Raw genomic sequence first — 21,069 nt, 5'->3', positions numbered from 1 at the left:
TACATGAAAAATAAAATCACTATATTAATTATTGCGTCTATGGCTACATTGATTGCTTTGTCAGGAATTCAAGCATATTTGGTAGAAAGCGCATATCAGCTTAAAAAGCGCGCATTCATACAAGAAACAGACAATGCAATTTCTGATATTGACAACCATCCAGAATTGGATTCGTTGGTAGATGTTTTGGCGGAAGATTTACGGATTAATTTAGGCGATTATAAAAACAAACGCCTTACCAAAGTTGAGGTAATTCAAAAGTTACATGCAAAAGGTGATAGTATCAACATACCTTACATGAAACGTTATAATAAAGAATTAAAAGCAATTGATTTAGGGTACAAAATTCGTTATAAACGAGAAGTGTCAAGCATTGTAATTTTTAATGGTCAAGAAGCAGATACTATTTTCCCAATTCCGTCACAAAAAGATGGTGCTATTTTAGGAGAAAACTTTGAAAATGAAGATTCACACATCATCAAAACATCCCGTACGTTTACAGAATTTAATTATGTAGTCCATGAAAATGATAGCATTTTTACCAACACATTTGATGTAGAGTTAAAAATGAGAGACATCATGAAAATTACGGATTGGAAAAGTATCGTATATCGCCGAATGGCAACCTTATTAATATGCTCGGTATTGCTCTTTCTTTTTGTTGTTGGATTGTTTTATTACTCAATAAAAACATTAATTAAACAAAAAAAAATTACTGAGATTAAAACCGATTTCATCAACAATATTACACATGAATTAAAAACACCTTTAGCTACTTTAGGTGTAGCTTCCAAAAGTTTAAAAAACAAAGAAATTCGTAATTCTGAAGAGGCTTTTGATCATACCTTAAATATTGTAGATCGACAAAATACACGCTTACAAAAATTGATCGATCAAGTATTGACAAATAGCTTGAGCGCTAATGATATTGTATTATCAAAAGATACGGTGGTAGATAATGAATATTTTGATGATTTAATAGCTGACTTTAAGCTGTCTACACAGCAACACCAACTTAACATAATCAATAATGTATACACTGAAGAAGTATTGTTACGAATTGATACGTTTCACTTTACCACAGCGCTTTTCAATATTTTAGAAAATGCGGTAAAATACGGAAATGATCAAACGGAAATTCTTATAGAAACATCCCTGAAAGGCAATGAATATAAAATTCAAATTACGGATAATGGTGTAGGAATTGCCACAGAAGATCAAGCGCAGATATTTGATAAATTTTACAGAGTAAGCCATGGAAATGTACACAATGTAAAAGGACTCGGACTTGGGTTATATTATACGAGTCAAATTGTAAATGCGCATCAGGGAAAAATTACGGTGCAAAGCGAAATAGAAAAAGGAACCACTTTTACCATATTAATACCAATTAACTAATGCAAAAAACCAAAGTTTTACTCGCAGAAGACGATTATGATTTCGGAAGTATTTTAAAACAATACTTAATGATTCACAATTTTGATGTGACTTGGGCAAAAGACGGAGAAGAAGCATTCACACTTTTTATAGCAGACGAACATCAGTATGAATATGCATTTGATATTTGCGTATTTGATGTAATGATGCCGAAGCTAGATGGTTTTTCATTGGCAGAAAAAGTGATTCAACACAATCCAGAAGTTCCCTTCATCTTTTTGACAGCTAAGAAGATGAAAGAAGATAAAATACGAGGATTAAAACTCGGAGCCGACGATTATATCGTCAAACCATTTGAAGCAGATATTTTAGTATTACGCTTACAAAATATATTGAAACGAGCGCAAAAAACAATCATTTCATCAAAAAACGAACAACAATATGCAATTGGGAAATATGTTTTTGATACCGTAAACTATCAATTGAAATTCAATGGAGAAACACAGCGAATTACTGAGAAAGAAGCGCAACTTATTCAGTATTTCTACGATCACAAAAACCAAATGATAAAACGAGAAGACGTTCTTGAAAATGTTTGGGGAAATGACGATTTCTTTTCTGGAAGAAGCATGGATGTATTCATTAGCCGACTCCGAAAATATTTTAAAAAAGATCCTGCTATTGCCATAGAAAGTACACGTGGCGTAGGATTGACGTTTAAAATCGTCACAAATTAAAAATTATACATCATCAAAAAGTTAGAAAACATGCAAAAAATATTCATAACAACCGTTTTAATACTTTCATTTTGGGTTGGAAATGCACAAATAACACCAGAGCCGCCAACGCCGCCAGCAACAAATTCAACTTCTTCATCAAGCTATAGTAGTTCTTCCAGAAGTAGTAATAGTAATGAAAATACTTCTATTTCAATCAGCCAAACAGATGAAGACTACAAATTGCGAGCGCGTTTTCCAAAAAGCAGATACGCAAAGTTGAAATTATTAATTGAAAATACGCTAGGAGTGAAGCACATGGATGTTGGAAGTGGATTTTCTAAATGGAGCAATGACGAAAAAGTGTATTATGTAAAACTAACAGAAAAAAGTTTACGTATTACAGTTGATTTAGAGGTTGCTTCACCTGATTTAGCAGAAAAATTTAAAGGATTAGGGAATGACGCGAAAGTGATCATTTCAGGGAGCAATTCAAAAGTAGAGCGTGAGCGTGTACAGCGTGAAGCAGATCGTGTACGAAGAGAAGCAGAACGTATGAAACGTGAAGTAGAACGTTTGGAAAGACAGTACGAACGTGAATTGCAACATTTAGAACAACAAAAAGAGCGCGATGAAAAACGTATAGTAAGAGAAGTAGAGCGTGAAAAAGCACGTATGGAACAAGATCGTAAACGTATAGAGCGTGATGCTAAGCGCATTGAACGTGAGGCAAAACGCGTAGAACGTGAAGCAAAACGCTTGGAAGAAAAAGCACGTCATAAAGGCGGTGTAAGTAGTTATATCAAGCGCTTGTTAGACGATCCTAAAACAAAATATACAACAACAACTTCTGGTTCAAATCTTAATTGGATTTGGCCAGAAGTGCAAGAAAGCTTGTTAGCTTCTTTGGTAAAAGATAACTTGATTAAATCTACTAACGAAGTAACATTTACCAATGAAAAAGATCAAATGTATGTTAACGGAAAAGCACTTGCTGAAGCACAATATGAGAAATACTCAGGCATGTTTCGGAAAGCAGGAATCCAATCGAATGCAGATTTTTCCTTTTACAAAAAAGATGATCACATCGTTATAATTGGTTTAAATGCTAAAATCAAAAAGGTATTTAACGATTTATATAAAGGAGGACATATTGCTTCTACAGATGAAGCTGTAAAGTTGTTGATTGATGGTGATGCAATTACACAAAATGGGCAAAAATTAGCGTCAAATTTAGTGGCGACGTACAATACAATTCTTCGAGATAATGGTATTATTCCTGCTCCAGGAAAATATATTGAAATGAAAAAAGAAGGAAGCTATCGTTTAGGATATAGCTTGGGAAGTAAAGGAATTGTAGGGACTTGGATTGAAGAAGATAGATAAATAAAAAAGAGCCTAGTTATATAGACTCTTTTTTATGGGTTTTATGTGAACTCTTCATAGTCAGGATACAAGAAATTGTTATACGGAAAACGTGTGACGTGAATTTCACGCACAACGTTATATACTTTATGTTTAAACTCGTCTAAGTTCTCTTTGTTAATCGCAGAAATAAATAACACTTCTTCTGCAGACGAATTCATCCATGTTTTTTTCCAGTCATCTAAAGTATAATGCGCTTTGGTTTTTTCGGTTACCAAATCGTCACTAGCAATAGTTTGGTGTGTATATGCATCAATTTTATTAAAAACCATGACCGTTGGTTTATCAGCACTTTTAATTTCACTTAAAATCTGATTTACCGAAGCAATGTGATCTTCAAAATTAGGATGCGAAATATCTACGACATGTAATAACAAATCAGCTTCTCTAACTTCGTCAAGTGTACTTTTAAACGAATCAACCAATTGTGTAGGTAATTTTCGAATGAATCCTACTGTATCACTTAATAAAAACGGAAGATTCCCAATCACAACTTTTCGTACTGTAGTATCGAGCGTAGCAAACAATTTGTTTTCGGCAAACACATCGCTTTTACTCACCACATTCATTAAAGTAGATTTTCCAACATTGGTATATCCTACCAAAGCTACACGAATCAATGCGCCTCTATTTCCGCGTTGTACTGCCATTTGCTTATCAATGGTCACCATCTTTTTACGCAACAAGGCAATTTTATCACGAACAATACGTCTATCGGTTTCAATCTCTGTTTCTCCTGGTCCACGCATTCCAATTCCACCTCGTTGACGTTCCAAGTGTGTCCATAAACCTGTCAATCGTGGTAGCAAATATTGATATTGCGCTAATTCTACTTGTGTACGCGCATAGCTCGTTTTCGCACGTTGTGCAAAAATATCTAAGATCAAACCTGTTCTGTCAATAATCTTGCACTTCAGCAAACGTTCTATATTTTTTTGTTGCGAAGGTGATAATTCGTCATCAAAAATCACTGAACCAATTTCGTTTGACTTTACAAACTGTTCTACTTCTTCCATTTTTCCTGTTCCGATAAATGTTTTTGGATTTGGAATATCAATCTTCTGTGTAAAGCGTTTTATGACTTCGCCGCCAGCGGTGTACGTTAAAAATTCAAGCTCGTCCATATACTCTTTCGATTTGGTTTCATCTTGATCTTTAGTGATCACTCCGATAAGTACGGCGCGTTCATACGCAATGGCTTTCTTTTCTAGCATAAATAAAATTAAAAAGCAAAGTTACACATTTCCTTTATTGATTTTAGTACTTTTATAATCAGAAACAGACTTTAGTACATTTTATGGAGAAAAAAAATACGAAACGCAAATATCATACGGTGGCATTTTATAATCTTGAGAATTTATTTGATACAGAAGATGATAAGTATGCGCTGGATAATGATTTTTTGCCAGAATCTGATCGTAATTGGACTCCAAAACGGTACGAAAAGAAAATCTACAAGTTGGGCTCGGCTATCTCAAGCTTAGGGCCAGACGAAGCTAACAATGCTCCTGTAATATTAGGAGTTGCTGAGGTAGAAAATAAAAAAGTACTGAGTGATCTGATTGAATCTAAACAACTTCAAGAATACAATTATGATTTTGTACACTACAACTCACCAGATGAACGTGGTATAGATGTCGGATTATTATATCAAACGGATTTCTTTGAAGTGCTTGAATCAGAATCTATTCCAATACTATTATATAATGAAGATGGAAATCGTGATTTTACAAGAGATACATTATATGTAAAAGGCTTATTAAATAATGAACCAATTCACATATTTGTCAACCATTGGTCTTCTCGTAGAGATGGAGCAGATGAAACTGCGCACAAACGTATCAAAGCTGCAGAAACGGTAAGAGAAAAAATAAACTACATCCAAGTAGATGAAGAAGATCCTCATATCATCATTATGGGTGATTTTAATGACGATCCAACTAGTGAAAGTATACAACAATATCTAATGGGTACGGATTTGTACAATCCGATGGAAAAACTATTGACTATGTATAAAGGTAGTCTTAATTATAAAGGTGAATGGAACCTGTTTGATCAAATAATTTTCACAACCAATTTCTTCGATTATAAAAAAAACACCCACAGTTTTGCCTCTGCAGATATTTTTGACAATCACTTTTTGACACAGTGGAAAGGGAAGTATAAAGGAAATCCTTTCAGAACCTATGCTGGTAGAAAATATTTAGGCGGATATAGTGATCATTTTCCTGTTTACATACGATTAAAATTTAATGACTAAATTTGATTTTTTTCAACTAAAGTGTTAAAGTAAAGTTAAGTTTATATTTTTTTACTATTTTTAGGGCTACTAACTATTAACCAACTTTTTTATGAAAAAAATTACCTTGTTGATCATGGTGACCTTTTTCAGTGTGTTATCATATGGGCAGACAATAGATTGTGCTGCTGGACCTGTAAACAACACAGGTTTCTGTTATGGAAACAATGATACAACGACCTTCACATACACAAGTAGTGATGGATCACCACTGGCAGTCGTCTTCAACGCCGGACAAGTAGAGAATAACTGGGATGAACTTATCATTACCGACTCTGACGGAGCAACTCAAATTTATAATGGTTATGGAGCAGGAGGAGATTTAACAGGTCTTTCTTTTGAATCTACAGGAGATACCATTACAATAGGAATTACTTCTGACGGTTCTGTAAACTGTATGACCAATAATTACACACCTTGGGATTTCACAATATCCTGTGTAGACACTACACAACCACCTTCATGTGTGGCAGTAACAGCACCAACGAATGGTGAAGTTGATGTGAATGTAGAAAGTGATATTACTTGGGGATCTGCAACAGGTGGACCACAAGGATATTTAGTTTCTATTGGTACAACTCCAGGAGGAACAGATATCGCCAATATGGTTGATGCTGGATTAGTAAATACGTATGATCCGGGAACACTCCCTTATTCTTCGGATATTTATGTTACTATTACACCTTACAATGCTAATGGGAATAGTGCAGGATGTACGGAATCTATGTTTACAACAGAAGACGATCCAAATACACCTGTAGATTGTGCTGCCGGACCTGTAAATAATACAGGTTTCTGTTATGGTAATAATGACAATACAATGTTTAACTTCGCAAGTACTGATGGTTCAAACTTAGCAGTTGTATTTAATGCAGGACAAGTAGAGAATAACTGGGATGAATTAATCATCTTTGATTCTGATGGTGTTACTGAATTGTATAATGGATATGGAAATGCTGGTGATTTGGCAGGACTTTCTTTTGAATCTTCAGGGCCAAGTATTACAATCATGATCCAGTCTGATGGAATCTTTGGATGTCAATCAGAAGGATATACTCCATGGGACTTTACAGTATCATGTGTGGATGACTCAGTGCCTCCAACATGTGTATCTTTAACTTCTCCAACGGATGGTTCTATTGATGTTAACGAAGAAGACGATATTACATGGGGAACTGCAACAGGTGCTCCAACGGGATATTTAGTTTCTATGGGAACAACACCTGGAGGAACAGATATTGCAAATGCTGTTGATGTTGGATTAGTAAATACATATGATCCAGGAACAATGCCATTCTCTACAATTATATATGTAACAATTACACCCTATAACGCAAACGGAAACGCAACAGGATGTACTGAGGAAAGCTTTACAATTAGAGACGATCCATTTGAAGTAGTTGACTGTGCTGCAGCACCAATTAATAATGTAGGTTTCTGTTATACAAGTGGTGTAACTACTCGTTTTAGTTACAGAAGTTCTGATGGCACTTCTACATTGGCAGTAAGTTTCAATGCAGGACAAGTAGAAAACAACTGGGATGAATTAAATATTTATGATTCTGACGGTACTACATTATTATATTCAGGTTATGGAAATGCTGGAGACCTAGCAGGACTTGCTTTTGAATCAACAGGTGATAGTATTATTATAGAAGTAACACCAGATGGTTCTATTAGTTGTCAAACACAAGGATATACTCCTTGGGATTTCATCGTAGGATGTATTGATCCATTGGCTCCACCATCATGTGTATCCTTAACATTCCCAACAGATGGAGCAACAGCTGTTGAAATTGATCAAAATATTACTTGGGGAAGTGCTATCGGTTCTCCTGCAGGATATATTTTAAGTGTAGGAACAACTCCAGGAGGAACAGATATTGTAAACGGAGAAGATGTAGGACTGGTAAACACGTATGCATTAGATACTGAATACTCTACAACATACTACGTAACAATTTTACCATACAACGGAAATGGATTGGCTACAGGATGTATTGAAGAAAGTTTCACTACTAGACCTGATCCAAATCAAGTATTTAACTTAGTTTGTGCTGACGGAGCAATCAATGTGAGTCACTGTTATACAAACAACGACGATAATACATTCTTATTTACTTCAGATACAGGATTCCCAGTAAGACTTTCGTTCTTAACAGGAACAATCGTAGATGATAATGATACGATCACTATTTATGATGGATCAGATGCAACTGGTCCTGTATTATTTGATGGAAACAATGCTGGAGATTTAACAGGATTAATTGTTGAATCTACAGGTGGAAATATCTTTATGGTAGTTAACAGTGGTGGATTTACAAGTTGTGCTTCTGGAAACGGAACCACTTGGGAATGGACTGCAGAATGTTTAACATGTTTCAAACCAACAGCCACGTATACAGTTGTTGAAGATTGTGCTCAAGGAGAGCAATTCTTAGTAGAAGTAGAAATCTTAGCTACAGGCGACGCAATGTCTATCACAATTACTGATGACTTTGGAAGTGCACCACAAGTAGTAACAGCAGAAGGAGTATATACTTTTGGACCATATCCAAATGCAACTCCAGTGGTATTTACAGTAGCAGATACTGATGATACAAACTGTGTGTTAACAAGTGATCCACAAACACAAGCGTTCTGTCCAGATCAAGCTTGTAGTATTATCAATGCTGGATATGACCAATCACAAACGTGTGATGTAACTTCAACAGACTTATCTGCTACATTCATGGCAAGTGCTATTACGTCTGATACAAGTACATATACTATTAGTGACTTACAATGTCCACCAGATAACTTAACGGGAGAGCCAACGTCTATTACATTAGATGATAGATATTCTTCTGCTGTAGATATAGGATTTACTTTCTATTACTTTGGAACAGCGTATACGCAACTATCAATTGGAGCGAATGGATTAATTTCATTTGACCCTGCTGATGTTGGAGCATTCTGTCCATGGAACTTTGCGCCAGGAGATTTACTTCCAACGCCAGCGGTTCCTGATAATGCAATTCACGGAGCATACCATGATATTGATCCTGGTGTAGCTGGAGATCACTATATCGAATATGCTGTAGTAGGAACAGCTCCTACACGTCAGTTTAAAGCAACATTCTTTGATGTACCACACTTTGGATGTAATGATATCATGACAACGCAACAGATTATTTTATATGAGTCTTCAAATGTTATTGATGTAATCTTAATCGAGAAGCCATTCTGTCCAACTTGGAATGATGGGGGTATTGCAATTGTTGGTATTCAAAATGCTGGAGGAACAGTAGGATATGCACCTCCAGGAAGAAATAACGGAGTTTGGGAAGTAACTGAACAAGAATTATGGAGATTTGTGCCAGACGGAAATCCAAACTACACATTCGAGTGGTTAGATCCAGATGGAAACGTAATTAGTAATGATACAGATATTACAGTATCTCCAACAGAAGATACCACTTATACGGCATCTATCACGTATGCATTAGCTGATGGTTCTTTGGTAACATTAACAGACGATGTTACGGTTACTGTACAGAAAAATCCAGAAGTTGGACCTGCAGGACCACTAGAAGTATGTGATGAAGATCTTGATAATATTGCTGAATTTGACTTAACGTCTGTTGAAGGTGATTTATTATTGCCAAACGATCCTGCTGATCCTATAACTGTTACGTATTATGAATCAATGACCGATGCAGAAGCAGGAACAGGAATGTTAGCTGATCCTACAGCATATACAAGTGGCGGAGGAACTGTATATGTCCGTCTAACGAATGATGATACAGGATGCTACGCAACTGGAAGCTTCCAGGTAGTAGTATTAGATCAAATTGATCCAGCAAGCATCGGATTAGAAGGTGAGTGTATTAATGATGAGTATACAATTACTGTATCTCCTTTAAATAATGGATATGATCCAGCAACCGTAACTTATGAGTGGTCTGGTGGTTCATCATCTGATAATGACGGTTCAACATTTATTGCAACCGACGATGGAGAATACACAGTAACAATTACAACTGCTGAAGGTTGTTCAAGTTCACAAACATTTACAGTAATCAACTCTATGTGTTCATTCCCACAAGGAATTTCGCCAAATGGAGATAACTTAAATGATACATGGGACTTACGAGCATTTAGAGTACAGGAATTAGAGATATTTAATTCTCATGGTCGTTCAGTATATCAAAAGAATCAGTATACGAACGAATGGAGAGGTCAAACAAATGATAATGATGAATTACCAGTAGGAACTTATTTTTATGTATTGAGACTTGAAAATGGAGAAGCTAAAAACGGATGGATTTATCTAAACAAGTAGGTTTCCCTAAAATTAAACATCTAAATTCTTAAAAATAATATTACATCATTTATCATGAAGAACTTATATATCGCACTATTTGCATTACTTTTTTCACTACCATCTCTTGCACAGCAAGATCCACAGTACACACAGTACATGTACAATATGGCAGTAATAAATCCTGCATATGCAGGATCTAGAGAAGGAATATCTTTAGGTGCATTATACAGAAACCAATGGACCGGATTTGACGGAGCCCCAAGAACGTTTACGTTCTTTGGGCATTCGCCTGTCGGTAAAAACGTAGGATTAGGATTGTCTTTAATTGCAGACCAAATTGGGCCTGTAAAAGAAACCAATACTTACGCTGACTTTGCATATACACTAAATTTAGGAGGCGCTCATAAATTAGCGTTTGGAATTAAAGGAGGACTTACTTTCCATGATATTGGATTGTTATCTCAAGTAAATCCAACACTTATTGATCAAGGAGATGAAGCTTTCTCTAGTGATGTAAATGAGACAACCTTTAATATCGGAGCTGGACTTTTTTACTATTCTGACAATTACTATTTAGCATTATCGGTTCCTAACTTTTTGAAAGGGAAACACCTAGACGTTAATGGTAGAGCATATGGTTCAGAAGTACAACATTATTTCCTTACTGGAGGTTATGTTTTTCAAGCAAGTCCAAATACAAAAATCAAACCATCATTCTTAGTAAAGTCTGCATTTGATGCACCTACATCATTTGACCTTAACTTGAATGCTTTGTTCTATGAAAAGTTTGAAATTGGAGCTTCGTACCGTTTGGATGACTCTTTTAGTGGAATGGTCAACTTTGCGATCAACCCGAGATTACGTATAGGTTATGCCTATGATGCTGTGACTTCAGAAATCTCTTCTGTAGCAAACGCATCGCACGAAGTATTTTTATTATTTGATTTATACTTCCCAAGAAAAGTTTCTCGTTCGCCTAGATATTTCTAACACCTAAACGCCAAAAAAACAATGAAAAAATTATTTATATTATTTCTTATTCTAGCAACATCTAATGTGTTTGCTCAGAATGATAAAACCAAAAAAGCGGATAAGCTTTATAACCGACTTGAATATGTTAAAGCGGCTGAGGAATATCAAGAAATAGCGATTGAAGAAGCTGATGCGTATGTATATGAGCAGTTAGCAAATTGTTATTACAATCTTTTCAAAGCGAAGGATGCAGAGCGCTGGTATAGCCAAACGATTTCTGAGGGAAATACAAAACCAGATGTGTACTATAAGTATGCGCAAATGTTAAAGGCTAACGGTAAGTACCAACAACATAACGAATGGATGGCGAAGTTTGCAAAAGCAAAGCCAAGAGATAAAAGAGCAATCGCTTTTAACAAAAATCCAAATTACATTCCGCAAATCTTAGCGAAAGTGACAAAGTTTGAAGTGAAGAATTCTGAAATTAACACAAAAAACTCTGATTTTGGAGCTATTTCAGCAGGAAACACCGTATACTTTACATCTACGCGTGATGGAGGAAGAAAATATGGATGGAACGATCAACCATACTTAGACATTTATATGGCTACGTACGATGGTGATGGAGAATTATCTAATGCAGTTGCTTTATCTAAAGACATCAACACTAAGTTTCACGAAGGAACAGTAAGTTTCTCTCCAGACGCTAAAACAATGTATTTTACTCGTGAGAATTACTATGACGGTAAGTTCAAGAAAAGTGAAGAAGGACAAGGAACATTAAACTTGTATACAGCAACAATGTCTGGCGGAGAATGGACAAATGTAAAACCAGTTCCATTTAACAATGATGAGTACTCTGTAGGACATCCAGCAGTAAGTGCTGATGGTAAAACATTATATTTTGCTTCTGATATGCCAGGAGGTTTAGGTCAGTCTGACTTATATAAAGTGGCTATCAATAGTGATGGATCTTTCGGAGAACCTGAAAACTTAGGAGGCGATATCAACACTGAAGGAAGAGAATTTTTCCCATACATTAGTAGTAACAATACATTGTACTTTTCATCTGATGGACATTTAGGTATTGGAGGATTAGATGTATTTGCTGCTAGAGTAAAAGATGCTGGTTTTGGAGCAGTTCGTAACTTAGGAACACCATTAAACAGTAACTCTGACGACTTCTCTTTTACATTTGATGAAGAGTCTAAAAAAGGATTTGTTGCTTCTAACCGCGAAGGTGGAAAAGGAGATGATGATATCTATGAAGTAAACTTAATCAATCCTATTTGTGATGTTGATTATGTAATTACAGTAACAGATAAAGAAACTGGAGCGATCTTAAGTGGAGCAAAAGTTGTATTAGCTGACGATCAAGGAAATAGTGTTGGTACTAAAACGAGTGATGCTGAAGGAAAAGTAGTTTTCAAAGTTGAATGTGATAAGTCTTCTCAATTAGAAGCTAGTATTGAAGGATATGTTCCTGAAAAAGTGGATGTAAACAGTGGAGATAATCCAGAAAGAGTTGTAGACATTCCATTAGCGCCAATTGAAGAAATTATTGAAGAAGAAGTGATTGTATTAAACCCAATTTTCTTCGACTTTGATAAGCATAATATCAGACAAGATGCTGCTTTTGAGTTAGATAAAGTTGTTTCTGTAATGACAAAGTATCCAAACATGGTGATTAAAGTAGAAACGCATACTGACTTTAGAGGTCCTGCTTCTTATAACCAACGCTTATCTGAAAGAAGAGCAAAATCTACAGTACAATACATCATCTCTAAAGGAATTGATGCTTCACGTTTAAGCAGTGAAGGAAAAGGAGAAAGCTCTCCATTAATTGACTGTAAAAAATGTACGGACGAAGAACACCAACAAAACCGTCGTTCTGACTTCATTATTATAAGCAAAGACTAAATACAATAACATATATTATTAAAAACCTGTAACTCCTATAGTTGCAGGTTTTTTATGTTATATACTTTCTAGTATGATGCAAAATCAGTAAGTTTATTAAAAATCATTTCTATGACCATTACTATTAAAGATCAGTCATTTACAGGTGATATTCTCAGCCAAATACAAATTGCTGTTAAAAGCGAAATTGTAACAGTAAAAGATATTATTGAGGCAAGAGTTACCTCAGAAGTAGAAGCTTATAATAACAAGCTTCCAGACTATTTTAAAGGGTTTATTCGTCCAACAGAATCAGAACAAACACTCAATGGTTACAAACTCAAAAAAAGTCGTGCTAAAATAGATGCAGAACAGCAAACATTCATCGCGCTAAATGCATTTCAACAAAATGGATACCTTGTTTTAGTAGACGATCAACAAGCAGAAAGCTTAGAGCAAGAAGTATTAGTTACAGGGGCAACAACGGTTAGTTTTGTAAAACTTACACCTTTAGTAGGAGGATAAATTTATTTTATGGGATTAACAGACAGTCTAAAAAATTTATTTGGTTCTAAAAAAGAAGAGAAACCTATAGAAAATCCTTTATATGAAGCACAGCTAAAAAAAATCTTAGAAGATGTTTTTTTAGAAGGTTACAGCTATACAATTTCATTCTCAAAGTTGAAATCATATAAAGAATTAAAGAGCAAAGAAGCAACTTTTAAGAAAGAATTTGTTCAATACTTAGCAGAAAAAAGAGTTTTCTTATTAAAAAAAAGTTCAAGTAGACCACTCTCAAATATTGAAAGTAATAAGCGGCACATATGTGGTGAATTATTAACTGCACTCTTACGTAGCAACCTTGAATATACGCCTGTAGAGTTTGCTAAATTGATGGATTTCTTTGAACATTCTTCAACTACTCAAAAAAATCGTATCCATTTTTCGGATTGGCCAATTGGGTTTGCAGCGCAGCAAATTCAAAAAAGTGTCAAAAAAAATGGACTATCTCCCGAATGGAAAGCTTACATAGAAAAATTTCTAGCTTTTCCAGCTATGAAAATCAAAAATAATTATATTGGAGCTGATTTGGACAAAGTGGAAACTAAACTCAAAAATCTACTTTTCGAGGGTCAAAACACTACAGGGAAAACGCTTCCGTATACACATATAGATGATCAATTTGGTAAAATGTTCAATCCAGAAATCATTGCCATGGAAGAAAATCTTCGCAATCATTTCTATGAACTTTGTCATCTTCTTACCAAAGCAACAAGTAGCAAACCTTCTCAACGTTTTCTTAAAAACACGAGTAATATCATAGATAAAATAAGCATTATTAAATACAAAGCTATTGTACATCCTTTGTTGGAACATGTCATACAACTAAAGCAAATAGAAACTGTTATACGAGAGACGTATGCTGGACAAATTTATGAATATCCTCATCATGAGTTTGTACAAGAAAAAAGTACCATATTTCTTAAAGGTTTGGTTTGGAGTTTAGTAAAATTTCATGACACCGTAACTTTAAACTTGATAGCGAAGCTTGCAGAACGCTGTTATAAAAAGATTCCAGGAGTTGGTCCTGCTGCAGCTGGAATTGGAAATGCATGTATCTACGTATTAGCAAATACCAAAGGGTTGGAAGGAATTAGCCATTTGTCAAGATTAAAGCTAAAATTCAAGCAAAATAATACCCGAAAACTGATTGAAAAATATATTGAAGAAGCCTCTATAAAATTGGGAATTTCTTCTTCAGAAATTGAAGAGCTTTCTATTCCTACTTTCGGATTGGAAAATGGAGCTAAGACCTATGCATTCGATGATTATACACTTGAAATTAGCATACAGGAATTAGGGAAAATAAATCAGGTTTGGAGAAAAGCTGATGGGAAAACACAAAAAACGACACCATCTTTTGTGAAAAGTTCAGTAAAACACACAACAAAACTTAAGAAAGCAAAAAATGATGTCACACAAATTAAAAAGTACCTCACCGCACAACGTGATAGAATAGATCGTGTATACTTAGAAAATCGTATTTGGACGTATGAAAATTTTAAAAAATATTATTTAAATCATGGTTTAGTTTGTTTTATCGCAAAAAGACTTTTATGGCAATTTAAAAAAGAAGATACCTTTGTTACCGCTTTATATCTTAACAATCAATGGACAACTCAAGAAGATACCGTATTAGATTGGATTATAGATGAAACAGAAGTTCGCTTATGGCATCCAATTTATGAAACAAGTGAAGGCGTGTTATTTTGGCGCACAAAACTAGAAACCATTGAACTCAAACAACCGCTAAAGCAAGCATATCGAGAGGTGTATATATTGACAGATGCAGAAATTGATACGAGAACATACAGCAATCGAATGGCAGCTCATATTCTGAAACAACATCAATTTAATGCATTGACAGGTGTTCGCGGATGGAAATATGCGTTAATTGGTGCTTTTGATGGTGGATATGATGGAGGAGTGGCAAAAATTCACGTAAAAGCACATCACATAGAAGCACAATTTTGGATCAATACTTTAAATGCAGAAGATGAGTATAATGATACGGGAATATGGAATTATGTGGCAACTGATCAAGTGCGATTTATAAAAGATCAAGAAGTTATGGATTTGCTAGATGTTCCGAAGCTAGTATTATCTGAAATTTTACGAGATGTAGATTTATTTGTAGGTGTATGTAGTGTTGGAAACGATCCGCAATGGAGAGATAATGGCGGATTACCGCAATATACTGATTACTGGACGAGCTATTCTTTTGGGAATTTGAATGAATTAGCAAAAACGAGAAAGGAAATTTTAGAAAAACTCTTGCCGCGATTAATAATCAGTAAAGTTGCTACAATTGATGGGAAGTTTTTACGTGTAAAAGGAACAAAACGCACCTACAAAATTCACATAGGAAGTTCCAATATTTTAATGGAACCAAACGATCAATATTTATGTATTGTTCCTGAGAGAGGGAAAGATAAAAATACAAACAATATCTTTTTGCCTTTTGAAGGCGATCGTGGATTATCATTAGTATTGAGTAAAGCATTTTTATTGGCTGCAGATGATAAAATTACCGACAAAACCATTCTAAGTCAAATAAAAAAATGATAGAAGCGGAAGCAAATTGTAGTAACAAAGCATCACAAGAACTGAAACAAAAATTACAACAAACACATATTGCTGTAGTTGGTTGTGGCGGTTTGGGTTGCGGAACATTACTATCTTTAGCATTGCTTGGTGTTGGAAGACTGACACTTATTGATGATGATCGAGTAGAGGAAAAAAATTTACAACGTCAAATTTTATATGATTTGAACTCGGTTGGAAAGTACAAATGCAATGTTGCAAAAGAACAATTGCAAGCACGTACTAAAGAAGTGAAAATAAATACTTTTAAAGAACGTTTAACCTCCAAAAACAGTAATCAATTACTAAAAGAGGCTGATATCGTTTTAGACTGTACCGATAATTATACCGCTCGTTTAGTCATAGATGCTTTCTGTAGCAAATACAATGTTCCTATGGTATATACAGGTGTAAAAGCTTCTGAAGGTCATATTTCGGTGTTCAATTACAAAGGTGGAAAATCGATGGCAAATACGTTTACAAATGATCAAACCATCTTTCAAACAGAAGATTGCAATGATTCAAGAGTGATGCCGCAAATTGTAACGATGGCTTCCAGTTTTCAAGTAAATGAAGTTGTCAAAATTCTCCAAGAAGCTTCCAATGTTCTCCAAGGAAAGTTGCAAGTCTTTAATCTTTCCAAAAATGTATTTCGTGTGTTTGAGCTTAAGTAAAAAAGTAATATCACACTAAAAAATAATCACGTAGTAACACGCTATATCAAATCAGTTGTACTTTCTACATTTGGAATAACCAACCACTCCATATTATGAAAGTCACTAATATTCATCCAATAACTCAAACTGGAGTTACTGCTAGCGAACACTACATAGATGGGCGCCCTTGTTTTAGCCCAGATGGAAATACTGTATTGTTTGAACGTGCAGGGAAAGAAATTCCTAGACAAGAATTTTGGACAGTAGACATTAATACAAAGACGGAAAACATATAATATAAAAGTGATGATTACAATTGCTCAAGAGCTTCCTGGTCATTGAACACAGAGCAAAACACAAATCAAATAACTTTTACAGGCGTTTTTCCAAAAAGTAGTTTACCACACAATAGAATCATGCTGCTCACTGAAAATGGCGCAGACAATAGCGCACAACAACTTACAGTTTCAGGTTATGAAAACGCAGAACTTGCATATCCAACATGGTATGCAAATGGACTCACATTGTTAGTTACAAACTATACAAACAATCAACCAAAGCTTTTAAAAGTTAATATCAATTCGTTACAGTCGCAAGAACTCACCTATCAAGGATATTGGTCAGGAATGGGTACAGTAAACCTTGTAAATGATGAAATTATCGCATACGGTGGGCAATCAGAGTCTAGCGGCATATATAATCAAAATAATAATAAAATATGCATGCAAATAGGTGATAATACACCTTTTGTATTTTCAGATCTTGCAGAAGGTGCAATAGGGCGCGCACCATGGTTTTGCAATGACGGTCAGTTAATGGCTTTTGAAGCAATGTCTGGTCAAGGAAAACTTCAAATCTTTATAAAAAGTGTTGATTTATCAAATCGAAATACTCCTATAATTCCAGTAGGTAATGGAAATTTTGCTGCGCAACATGCAAAATTTTCACCAGATGGCTCACAATTAGTTTGGGTGCAAAATGACAATCAAGGAAGATCTAGAATATATTTGGGAACTATTGACTATTAAAATTTAACAGTAAAATGTCAAAATCGAGTATTTCTACCGTATTATTTTAAAGCTATAAACTTTACATTTGAAAAACATGTTTTGATGTGATTCCCCAACAATGCACTATGATGCTTTAGAAATTTACATATAGTAATGACTACACATGAAAATATACTTATTGGGAGCGATACTTCTTCATCGTTAGCAGCAATCTTAAAAAGCTTGCAAACTATGGATCAGTATAGTTTTATTACAGCAACACGTGTGTCAGACATTGTACAGCTTTCAAAATCTATTCAGCCTACATTGTTAATTCTAAGTTTTAGAGACAACCAAAATGTAATTAACTCCTTGCTCTCATATCATCGTGATTTTTCCATTCCTTTAGTGTGTTTACGAACTAGAAATGAACATCGAAAATTGCAGTTACGTGACAATTTAGTAGTGTTTACACAATTGTTTGAATATGGAATGCAATCCAACAATCTTATTACCAACATTCTGGGAATTTTAAACTTAATTAAAAAGACACAAGCCGTTTCTATATCAAAAACATTTGTTCCCAAAGGAAAATTAACAGAAGACCAAAGCAAAGACTTAACACGCTATACACTTGAACTTGATCAAAAAAAAGCCTTATTGGACAAAATTAAAGAACGTATTAAACAATTATATAGCAATGTAGATGCGTCTACTAAAACACAATTAATGTCTATTGTCAATACGATCAAAATGACACGAAACGATCAAAAACATTGGGAAGACTTTAAGCATTATTTCGAAAATGTAAATCCTAACTTTCTTAAAAAACTAAGCGCTAAATTTCCTTGCCTTACTGAAAAAGACTTAAAATATTGTTGCTATCTAAAAATGAATATGTCTAACGAAGACATTCGCCTTATACTAGGAATCAATCAGGAAAGTGTACGTACACATAAATACCGATTAAAGAAAAAAATGGTGTTAGAAAAAGATCAAGACTTACGCAATTACATACAAACTTTTGTGAATTAGTAAAACGAAAAGAAGCTGCCTATAACAGCAGCTTCCAAACTATAGTTTTATGTAAATGATTGTCTAGAATGTACAACCTAAAGCAGATTGACATCCGTCTACTAATGATTGACAACCAGGACCATCAATTGTTCTAATCGTTCCACACTGAATAATATTCAGTGTTGGACAATTAAATCTTGTAGGACAAAAACGTGTTGGACAAAATAAGGTCACTGGGCAAGCCAATGTAACAATAGTTCCACCATTTACTTGGCTTTTTTCTAAATTTGATACTACATTCTTATTCAGTGTCAACTTCTTTAAACTCTTTTTATTTTTTTTCATAATTAAAAATTTAATGGTTTAAAAAGGACACGCAATCGTATCTGTAGGACACGCTATAGAGTCAGTTGGACATGCTATAGAATCAGTAGGACATGCAATTGTATCAATAGGACATGCTAAAGTATCAATAGGACAAACCAATGTACGTGGACAATTAATAGTTAAAATAGGACAATTCCAACGTGTTTCAATAGGACAAACAACTACGGTAAAAATTCCTGTACCTCCATTGGCTTGTTGTCCTTCTAATTTTGATACTACTTTCTTATTTAGTGTCAATTTTTTTAAACTTCGTTTGTTTTTTTTCATGGTTTCTTGTTTTTAAAAAATTATATTTCATAACGTTACGTAACAGTATCACAAAGATTAGGCTAATTGCAAGATCGTAAAACAGCTTTCTGAATACTTTTTTTGAGTGTTTTTCCTATTTTTATATCAGGAAAAACACTATTTAAACTACTGCAATAATTTTCATTTTAATATATTTGAAAGTGTAATTAAATATTCGCTAATGTTAATCCTAGCGCAATAGAAAACCAACAATAAGATGAAAAAGACCTTGAAAATTTTAGCGGTTATACTAGTGTTAATTGTAATAGTAGTTGCGTTTAACTATTCCAAATTGAATATCATTTCGGGATATTCGGCAAAAAGTATGAGTTCTTCTGTTTTTGTTGCTGGAAGAGCGCCCGCATTTACTGATAGTACGGATAATGGTTTTACTCCAATAAATATTGCAAGAGATTTTGTTGACCTACAAAAGAAATATGCTTCGGCTTCAGTGTACGGTCTTATGGAACGAAAAGCCATTTATCGAAAAGGTTTGGGAAGTGTTCTTATTGATGATGAATATGACATTACCAAAGAAACACCTGTGCCACTTCGTACAAATATTGCACGCATGATGCCTTATCCGTATGGAAACATGCCACAAAAAGACACTACGTTTTCGAATATAGATTATACTAAAATTGAAAATGCAGTAAAGTACGCTTTTTCCAATGTGGAAGGTGAGGATATTAAAAAGACACGAGCTGTACTGGTTTTGTATAAAGATCAAATTATCTCTGAAAAATATGCAAATGGTTTTAATAAAGACTCTAAATTTTTAGGTTGGTCTATGACAAAAAGCTTGGTAAGTACCATGTATGGAATTCTACAATATGAAGGAAAATTGAATGTTTGGGACAAAGCACCAATAGATGCTTGGAAATCGGATGAGCGTAATAATATAACCTTGCACAACTTATTACAGATGAATAGTGGCTTAGAATGGGAAGAGGATTACAGTAAAATTTCTGATGTGACAAAAATGCTCTTCCTTGAAAAAGATATGACTACCTCGCAGATAGATAAACCATTAGTTGGAAAACCAAACGAAACTTGGAACTACTCTTCTGGAACTTCAAATTTACTTTCTGGAATCTTGCGCAAGCAATTTGATACTCATCAAGAATACTTAGACTTTCCGTATGTAAACTTTATTGATAAAATAGGAATGCATTCTATGCTAATTGAAGCAGATATGGAAGGAAACTATGTTGGTTCTTCCTATGCATGGGCAACACCGCGCGATTGGGCAAAATTTGGATTGTTATACTTGCATAGAGGCGAGTGGAATGGCGCACGTATTTTTGATGATTCTTGGGTAGATTATATTACAAAATCAACACCAACTTCAAATGGACGTTACGGAGGGCATTTTTGGCTCAACGCTGGCGGATTTCACCCAGATGTTCCAAAAGATATGTATTCTGCAAATGGATACCAAGGACAACGTGTGTATGTTATTCCTTCAAAAGATTTAGTTATAGTGCGTTTCGGTTTGGTAGGAAAAGATGGCATGGACTTCAATAAGTTTATAAGCGAAATTTGTAATTCAGTCCAATAAAAGAACATGCTGTAACTACGGCAACCATTCATA

Annotated in this window: 17 protein-coding genes; 14 read left to right on the top strand and 3 right to left on the bottom strand. The window is 34.6% G+C overall.

Annotated elements, in window-relative coordinates:
* Nucleotides 1-3: 3 nt before the first annotated feature.
* The 3 genes from MK119_RS04875 to MK119_RS04865 are packed head-to-tail and all read left to right on the top strand — an operon-like array spanning nucleotide 4 to nucleotide 3,479.
* Complete coding sequence (locus MK119_RS04875) at nucleotides 4-1,398, top strand: HAMP domain-containing sensor histidine kinase (protein ID WP_290671428.1); 1,395 nt, start codon at nucleotides 4-6, stop codon at nucleotides 1,396-1,398.
* A complete protein-coding gene (locus MK119_RS04870; RefSeq protein WP_290671426.1) occupies nucleotides 1,398-2,114 on the top strand; it encodes a response regulator transcription factor in 717 nt (238 codons plus the stop codon). Before MK119_RS04875 ends, MK119_RS04870 begins: the two co-directional genes overlap by 1 nt.
* A 30-nt stretch (nucleotides 2,115-2,144) precedes the next feature.
* The gene (locus MK119_RS04865; protein ID WP_290671424.1) at nucleotides 2,145-3,479 is read left to right on the top strand and encodes a hypothetical protein; all 1,335 of its coding nucleotides are present in this window, start codon (nucleotides 2,145-2,147) and stop codon (nucleotides 3,477-3,479) included.
* Nucleotides 3,480-3,520: 41 nt separating this feature from the next.
* Here the strand turns inward: MK119_RS04865 and hflX are convergent, their stop codons facing one another.
* Complete coding sequence (gene hflX / locus MK119_RS04860; RefSeq protein ID WP_290671422.1) at nucleotides 3,521-4,732, bottom strand: GTPase HflX; 1,212 nt, start codon at nucleotides 4,730-4,732, stop codon at nucleotides 3,521-3,523.
* Between the two features lie 83 nt (nucleotides 4,733-4,815).
* Between hflX and MK119_RS04855 the strand changes: the two genes are divergently transcribed.
* From MK119_RS04855 to MK119_RS04810, 10 genes are all read left to right on the top strand, one after another.
* Nucleotides 4,816-5,778: an endonuclease gene (locus MK119_RS04855; protein ID WP_290671420.1), complete on the top strand. Its 963-nt coding sequence runs from the start codon at nucleotides 4,816-4,818 to the stop codon at nucleotides 5,776-5,778.
* A gap of 91 nt (nucleotides 5,779-5,869) precedes the next feature.
* Nucleotides 5,870-10,141, top strand: coding sequence for a gliding motility-associated C-terminal domain-containing protein (locus MK119_RS04850; protein ID WP_290671418.1), 4,272 nt, complete (start codon nucleotides 5,870-5,872; stop codon nucleotides 10,139-10,141).
* Between the two features lie 54 nt (nucleotides 10,142-10,195).
* On the top strand, nucleotides 10,196-11,113 hold the full coding sequence (locus tag MK119_RS04845; protein ID WP_290671416.1) for a type IX secretion system membrane protein PorP/SprF: 918 nt from the start codon (nucleotides 10,196-10,198) through the stop codon (nucleotides 11,111-11,113).
* A gap of 21 nt (nucleotides 11,114-11,134) precedes the next feature.
* Nucleotides 11,135-13,015 carry an OmpA family protein gene (locus tag MK119_RS04840; RefSeq protein ID WP_290671414.1) on the top strand — a complete coding sequence of 627 codons (1,881 nt, stop codon included), beginning with the start codon at nucleotides 11,135-11,137 and terminating at the stop codon, nucleotides 13,013-13,015.
* A gap of 111 nt (nucleotides 13,016-13,126) precedes the next feature.
* Entirely contained in the window at nucleotides 13,127-13,519 is a 393-nt protein-coding gene (locus MK119_RS04835) for a hypothetical protein (RefSeq protein WP_290671412.1), read from the top strand.
* A gap of 9 nt (nucleotides 13,520-13,528) precedes the next feature.
* Complete coding sequence (locus MK119_RS04830; protein ID WP_290671411.1) at nucleotides 13,529-16,120, top strand: DUF4132 domain-containing protein; 2,592 nt, start codon at nucleotides 13,529-13,531, stop codon at nucleotides 16,118-16,120.
* A complete protein-coding gene (locus MK119_RS04825) occupies nucleotides 16,117-16,812 on the top strand; it encodes a ThiF family adenylyltransferase (RefSeq protein ID WP_290671409.1) in 696 nt (231 codons plus the stop codon). The genes MK119_RS04830 and MK119_RS04825 overlap by 4 nt, the downstream gene beginning before the upstream one ends.
* A gap of 95 nt (nucleotides 16,813-16,907) precedes the next feature.
* Complete coding sequence (locus MK119_RS04820) at nucleotides 16,908-17,090, top strand: hypothetical protein (protein ID WP_290671408.1); 183 nt, start codon at nucleotides 16,908-16,910, stop codon at nucleotides 17,088-17,090.
* Between the two features lie 120 nt (nucleotides 17,091-17,210).
* Nucleotides 17,211-17,822 carry a hypothetical protein gene (locus MK119_RS04815; protein WP_290671407.1) on the top strand — a complete coding sequence of 204 codons (612 nt, stop codon included), beginning with the start codon at nucleotides 17,211-17,213 and terminating at the stop codon, nucleotides 17,820-17,822.
* 135 nt (nucleotides 17,823-17,957) lie between these two features.
* On the top strand, nucleotides 17,958-18,818 hold the full coding sequence (locus MK119_RS04810; RefSeq protein ID WP_290671406.1) for a hypothetical protein: 861 nt from the start codon (nucleotides 17,958-17,960) through the stop codon (nucleotides 18,816-18,818).
* 63 nt (nucleotides 18,819-18,881) lie between these two features.
* On the opposite strand, the gene MK119_RS04805 is transcribed toward MK119_RS04810, so the two are convergent.
* Together MK119_RS04805 and MK119_RS04800 are read right to left on the bottom strand one after the other, a co-directional pair.
* Nucleotides 18,882-19,145: a class I lanthipeptide gene (locus tag MK119_RS04805; RefSeq protein ID WP_290671405.1), complete on the bottom strand. Its 264-nt coding sequence runs from the start codon at nucleotides 19,143-19,145 to the stop codon at nucleotides 18,882-18,884.
* Nucleotides 19,146-19,163: 18 nt separating this feature from the next.
* The gene (locus MK119_RS04800) at nucleotides 19,164-19,454 is read right to left on the bottom strand and encodes a hypothetical protein (protein ID WP_290671404.1); all 291 of its coding nucleotides are present in this window, start codon (nucleotides 19,452-19,454) and stop codon (nucleotides 19,164-19,166) included.
* 238 nt (nucleotides 19,455-19,692) lie between these two features.
* On the opposite strand from MK119_RS04800, the gene MK119_RS04795 reads away from it, so the two are divergent.
* The gene (locus MK119_RS04795; protein ID WP_290671403.1) at nucleotides 19,693-21,036 is read left to right on the top strand and encodes a serine hydrolase; all 1,344 of its coding nucleotides are present in this window, start codon (nucleotides 19,693-19,695) and stop codon (nucleotides 21,034-21,036) included.
* Nucleotides 21,037-21,069 lie beyond the last annotated feature (33 nt).

It is taken from the genome of Kordia sp., from assembly GCF_022447245.1.
GTDB lineage: Bacteria > Bacteroidota > Bacteroidia > Flavobacteriales > Flavobacteriaceae > Kordia.
This window is presented reverse-complemented; position numbering and strand designations above follow the sequence as displayed.

Excerpts from the sequence above, each read along its gene's own strand:
- MK119_RS04875 (WP_290671428.1), top strand. The coding sequence starts at position 4 with ATGAAAAATAAAATCACTATATTAATTATTGCGTCTATGGCTACATTG.
- MK119_RS04870 (WP_290671426.1), top strand. The coding sequence starts at position 1,398 with ATGCAAAAAACCAAAGTTTTACTCGCAGAAGACGATTATGATTTCGGA.
- MK119_RS04865 (WP_290671424.1), top strand. The coding sequence starts at position 2,145 with ATGCAAAAAATATTCATAACAACCGTTTTAATACTTTCATTTTGGGTT.
- hflX (WP_290671422.1), bottom strand. The coding sequence starts at position 4,732 with ATGCTAGAAAAGAAAGCCATTGCGTATGAACGCGCCGTACTTATCGGA.
- MK119_RS04855 (WP_290671420.1), top strand. The coding sequence starts at position 4,816 with ATGGAGAAAAAAAATACGAAACGCAAATATCATACGGTGGCATTTTAT.
- MK119_RS04850 (WP_290671418.1), top strand. The coding sequence starts at position 5,870 with ATGAAAAAAATTACCTTGTTGATCATGGTGACCTTTTTCAGTGTGTTA.
- MK119_RS04845 (WP_290671416.1), top strand. The coding sequence starts at position 10,196 with ATGAAGAACTTATATATCGCACTATTTGCATTACTTTTTTCACTACCA.
- MK119_RS04840 (WP_290671414.1), top strand. The coding sequence starts at position 11,135 with ATGAAAAAATTATTTATATTATTTCTTATTCTAGCAACATCTAATGTG.
- MK119_RS04835 (WP_290671412.1), top strand. The coding sequence starts at position 13,127 with ATGACCATTACTATTAAAGATCAGTCATTTACAGGTGATATTCTCAGC.
- MK119_RS04830 (WP_290671411.1), top strand. The coding sequence starts at position 13,529 with ATGGGATTAACAGACAGTCTAAAAAATTTATTTGGTTCTAAAAAAGAA.
- MK119_RS04825 (WP_290671409.1), top strand. The coding sequence starts at position 16,117 with ATGATAGAAGCGGAAGCAAATTGTAGTAACAAAGCATCACAAGAACTG.
- MK119_RS04820 (WP_290671408.1), top strand. The coding sequence starts at position 16,908 with ATGAAAGTCACTAATATTCATCCAATAACTCAAACTGGAGTTACTGCT.
- MK119_RS04815 (WP_290671407.1), top strand. The coding sequence starts at position 17,211 with ATGCTGCTCACTGAAAATGGCGCAGACAATAGCGCACAACAACTTACA.
- MK119_RS04810 (WP_290671406.1), top strand. The coding sequence starts at position 17,958 with ATGACTACACATGAAAATATACTTATTGGGAGCGATACTTCTTCATCG.
- MK119_RS04805 (WP_290671405.1), bottom strand. The coding sequence starts at position 19,145 with ATGAAAAAAAATAAAAAGAGTTTAAAGAAGTTGACACTGAATAAGAAT.
- MK119_RS04800 (WP_290671404.1), bottom strand. The coding sequence starts at position 19,454 with ATGAAAAAAAACAAACGAAGTTTAAAAAAATTGACACTAAATAAGAAA.
- MK119_RS04795 (WP_290671403.1), top strand. The coding sequence starts at position 19,693 with ATGAAAAAGACCTTGAAAATTTTAGCGGTTATACTAGTGTTAATTGTA.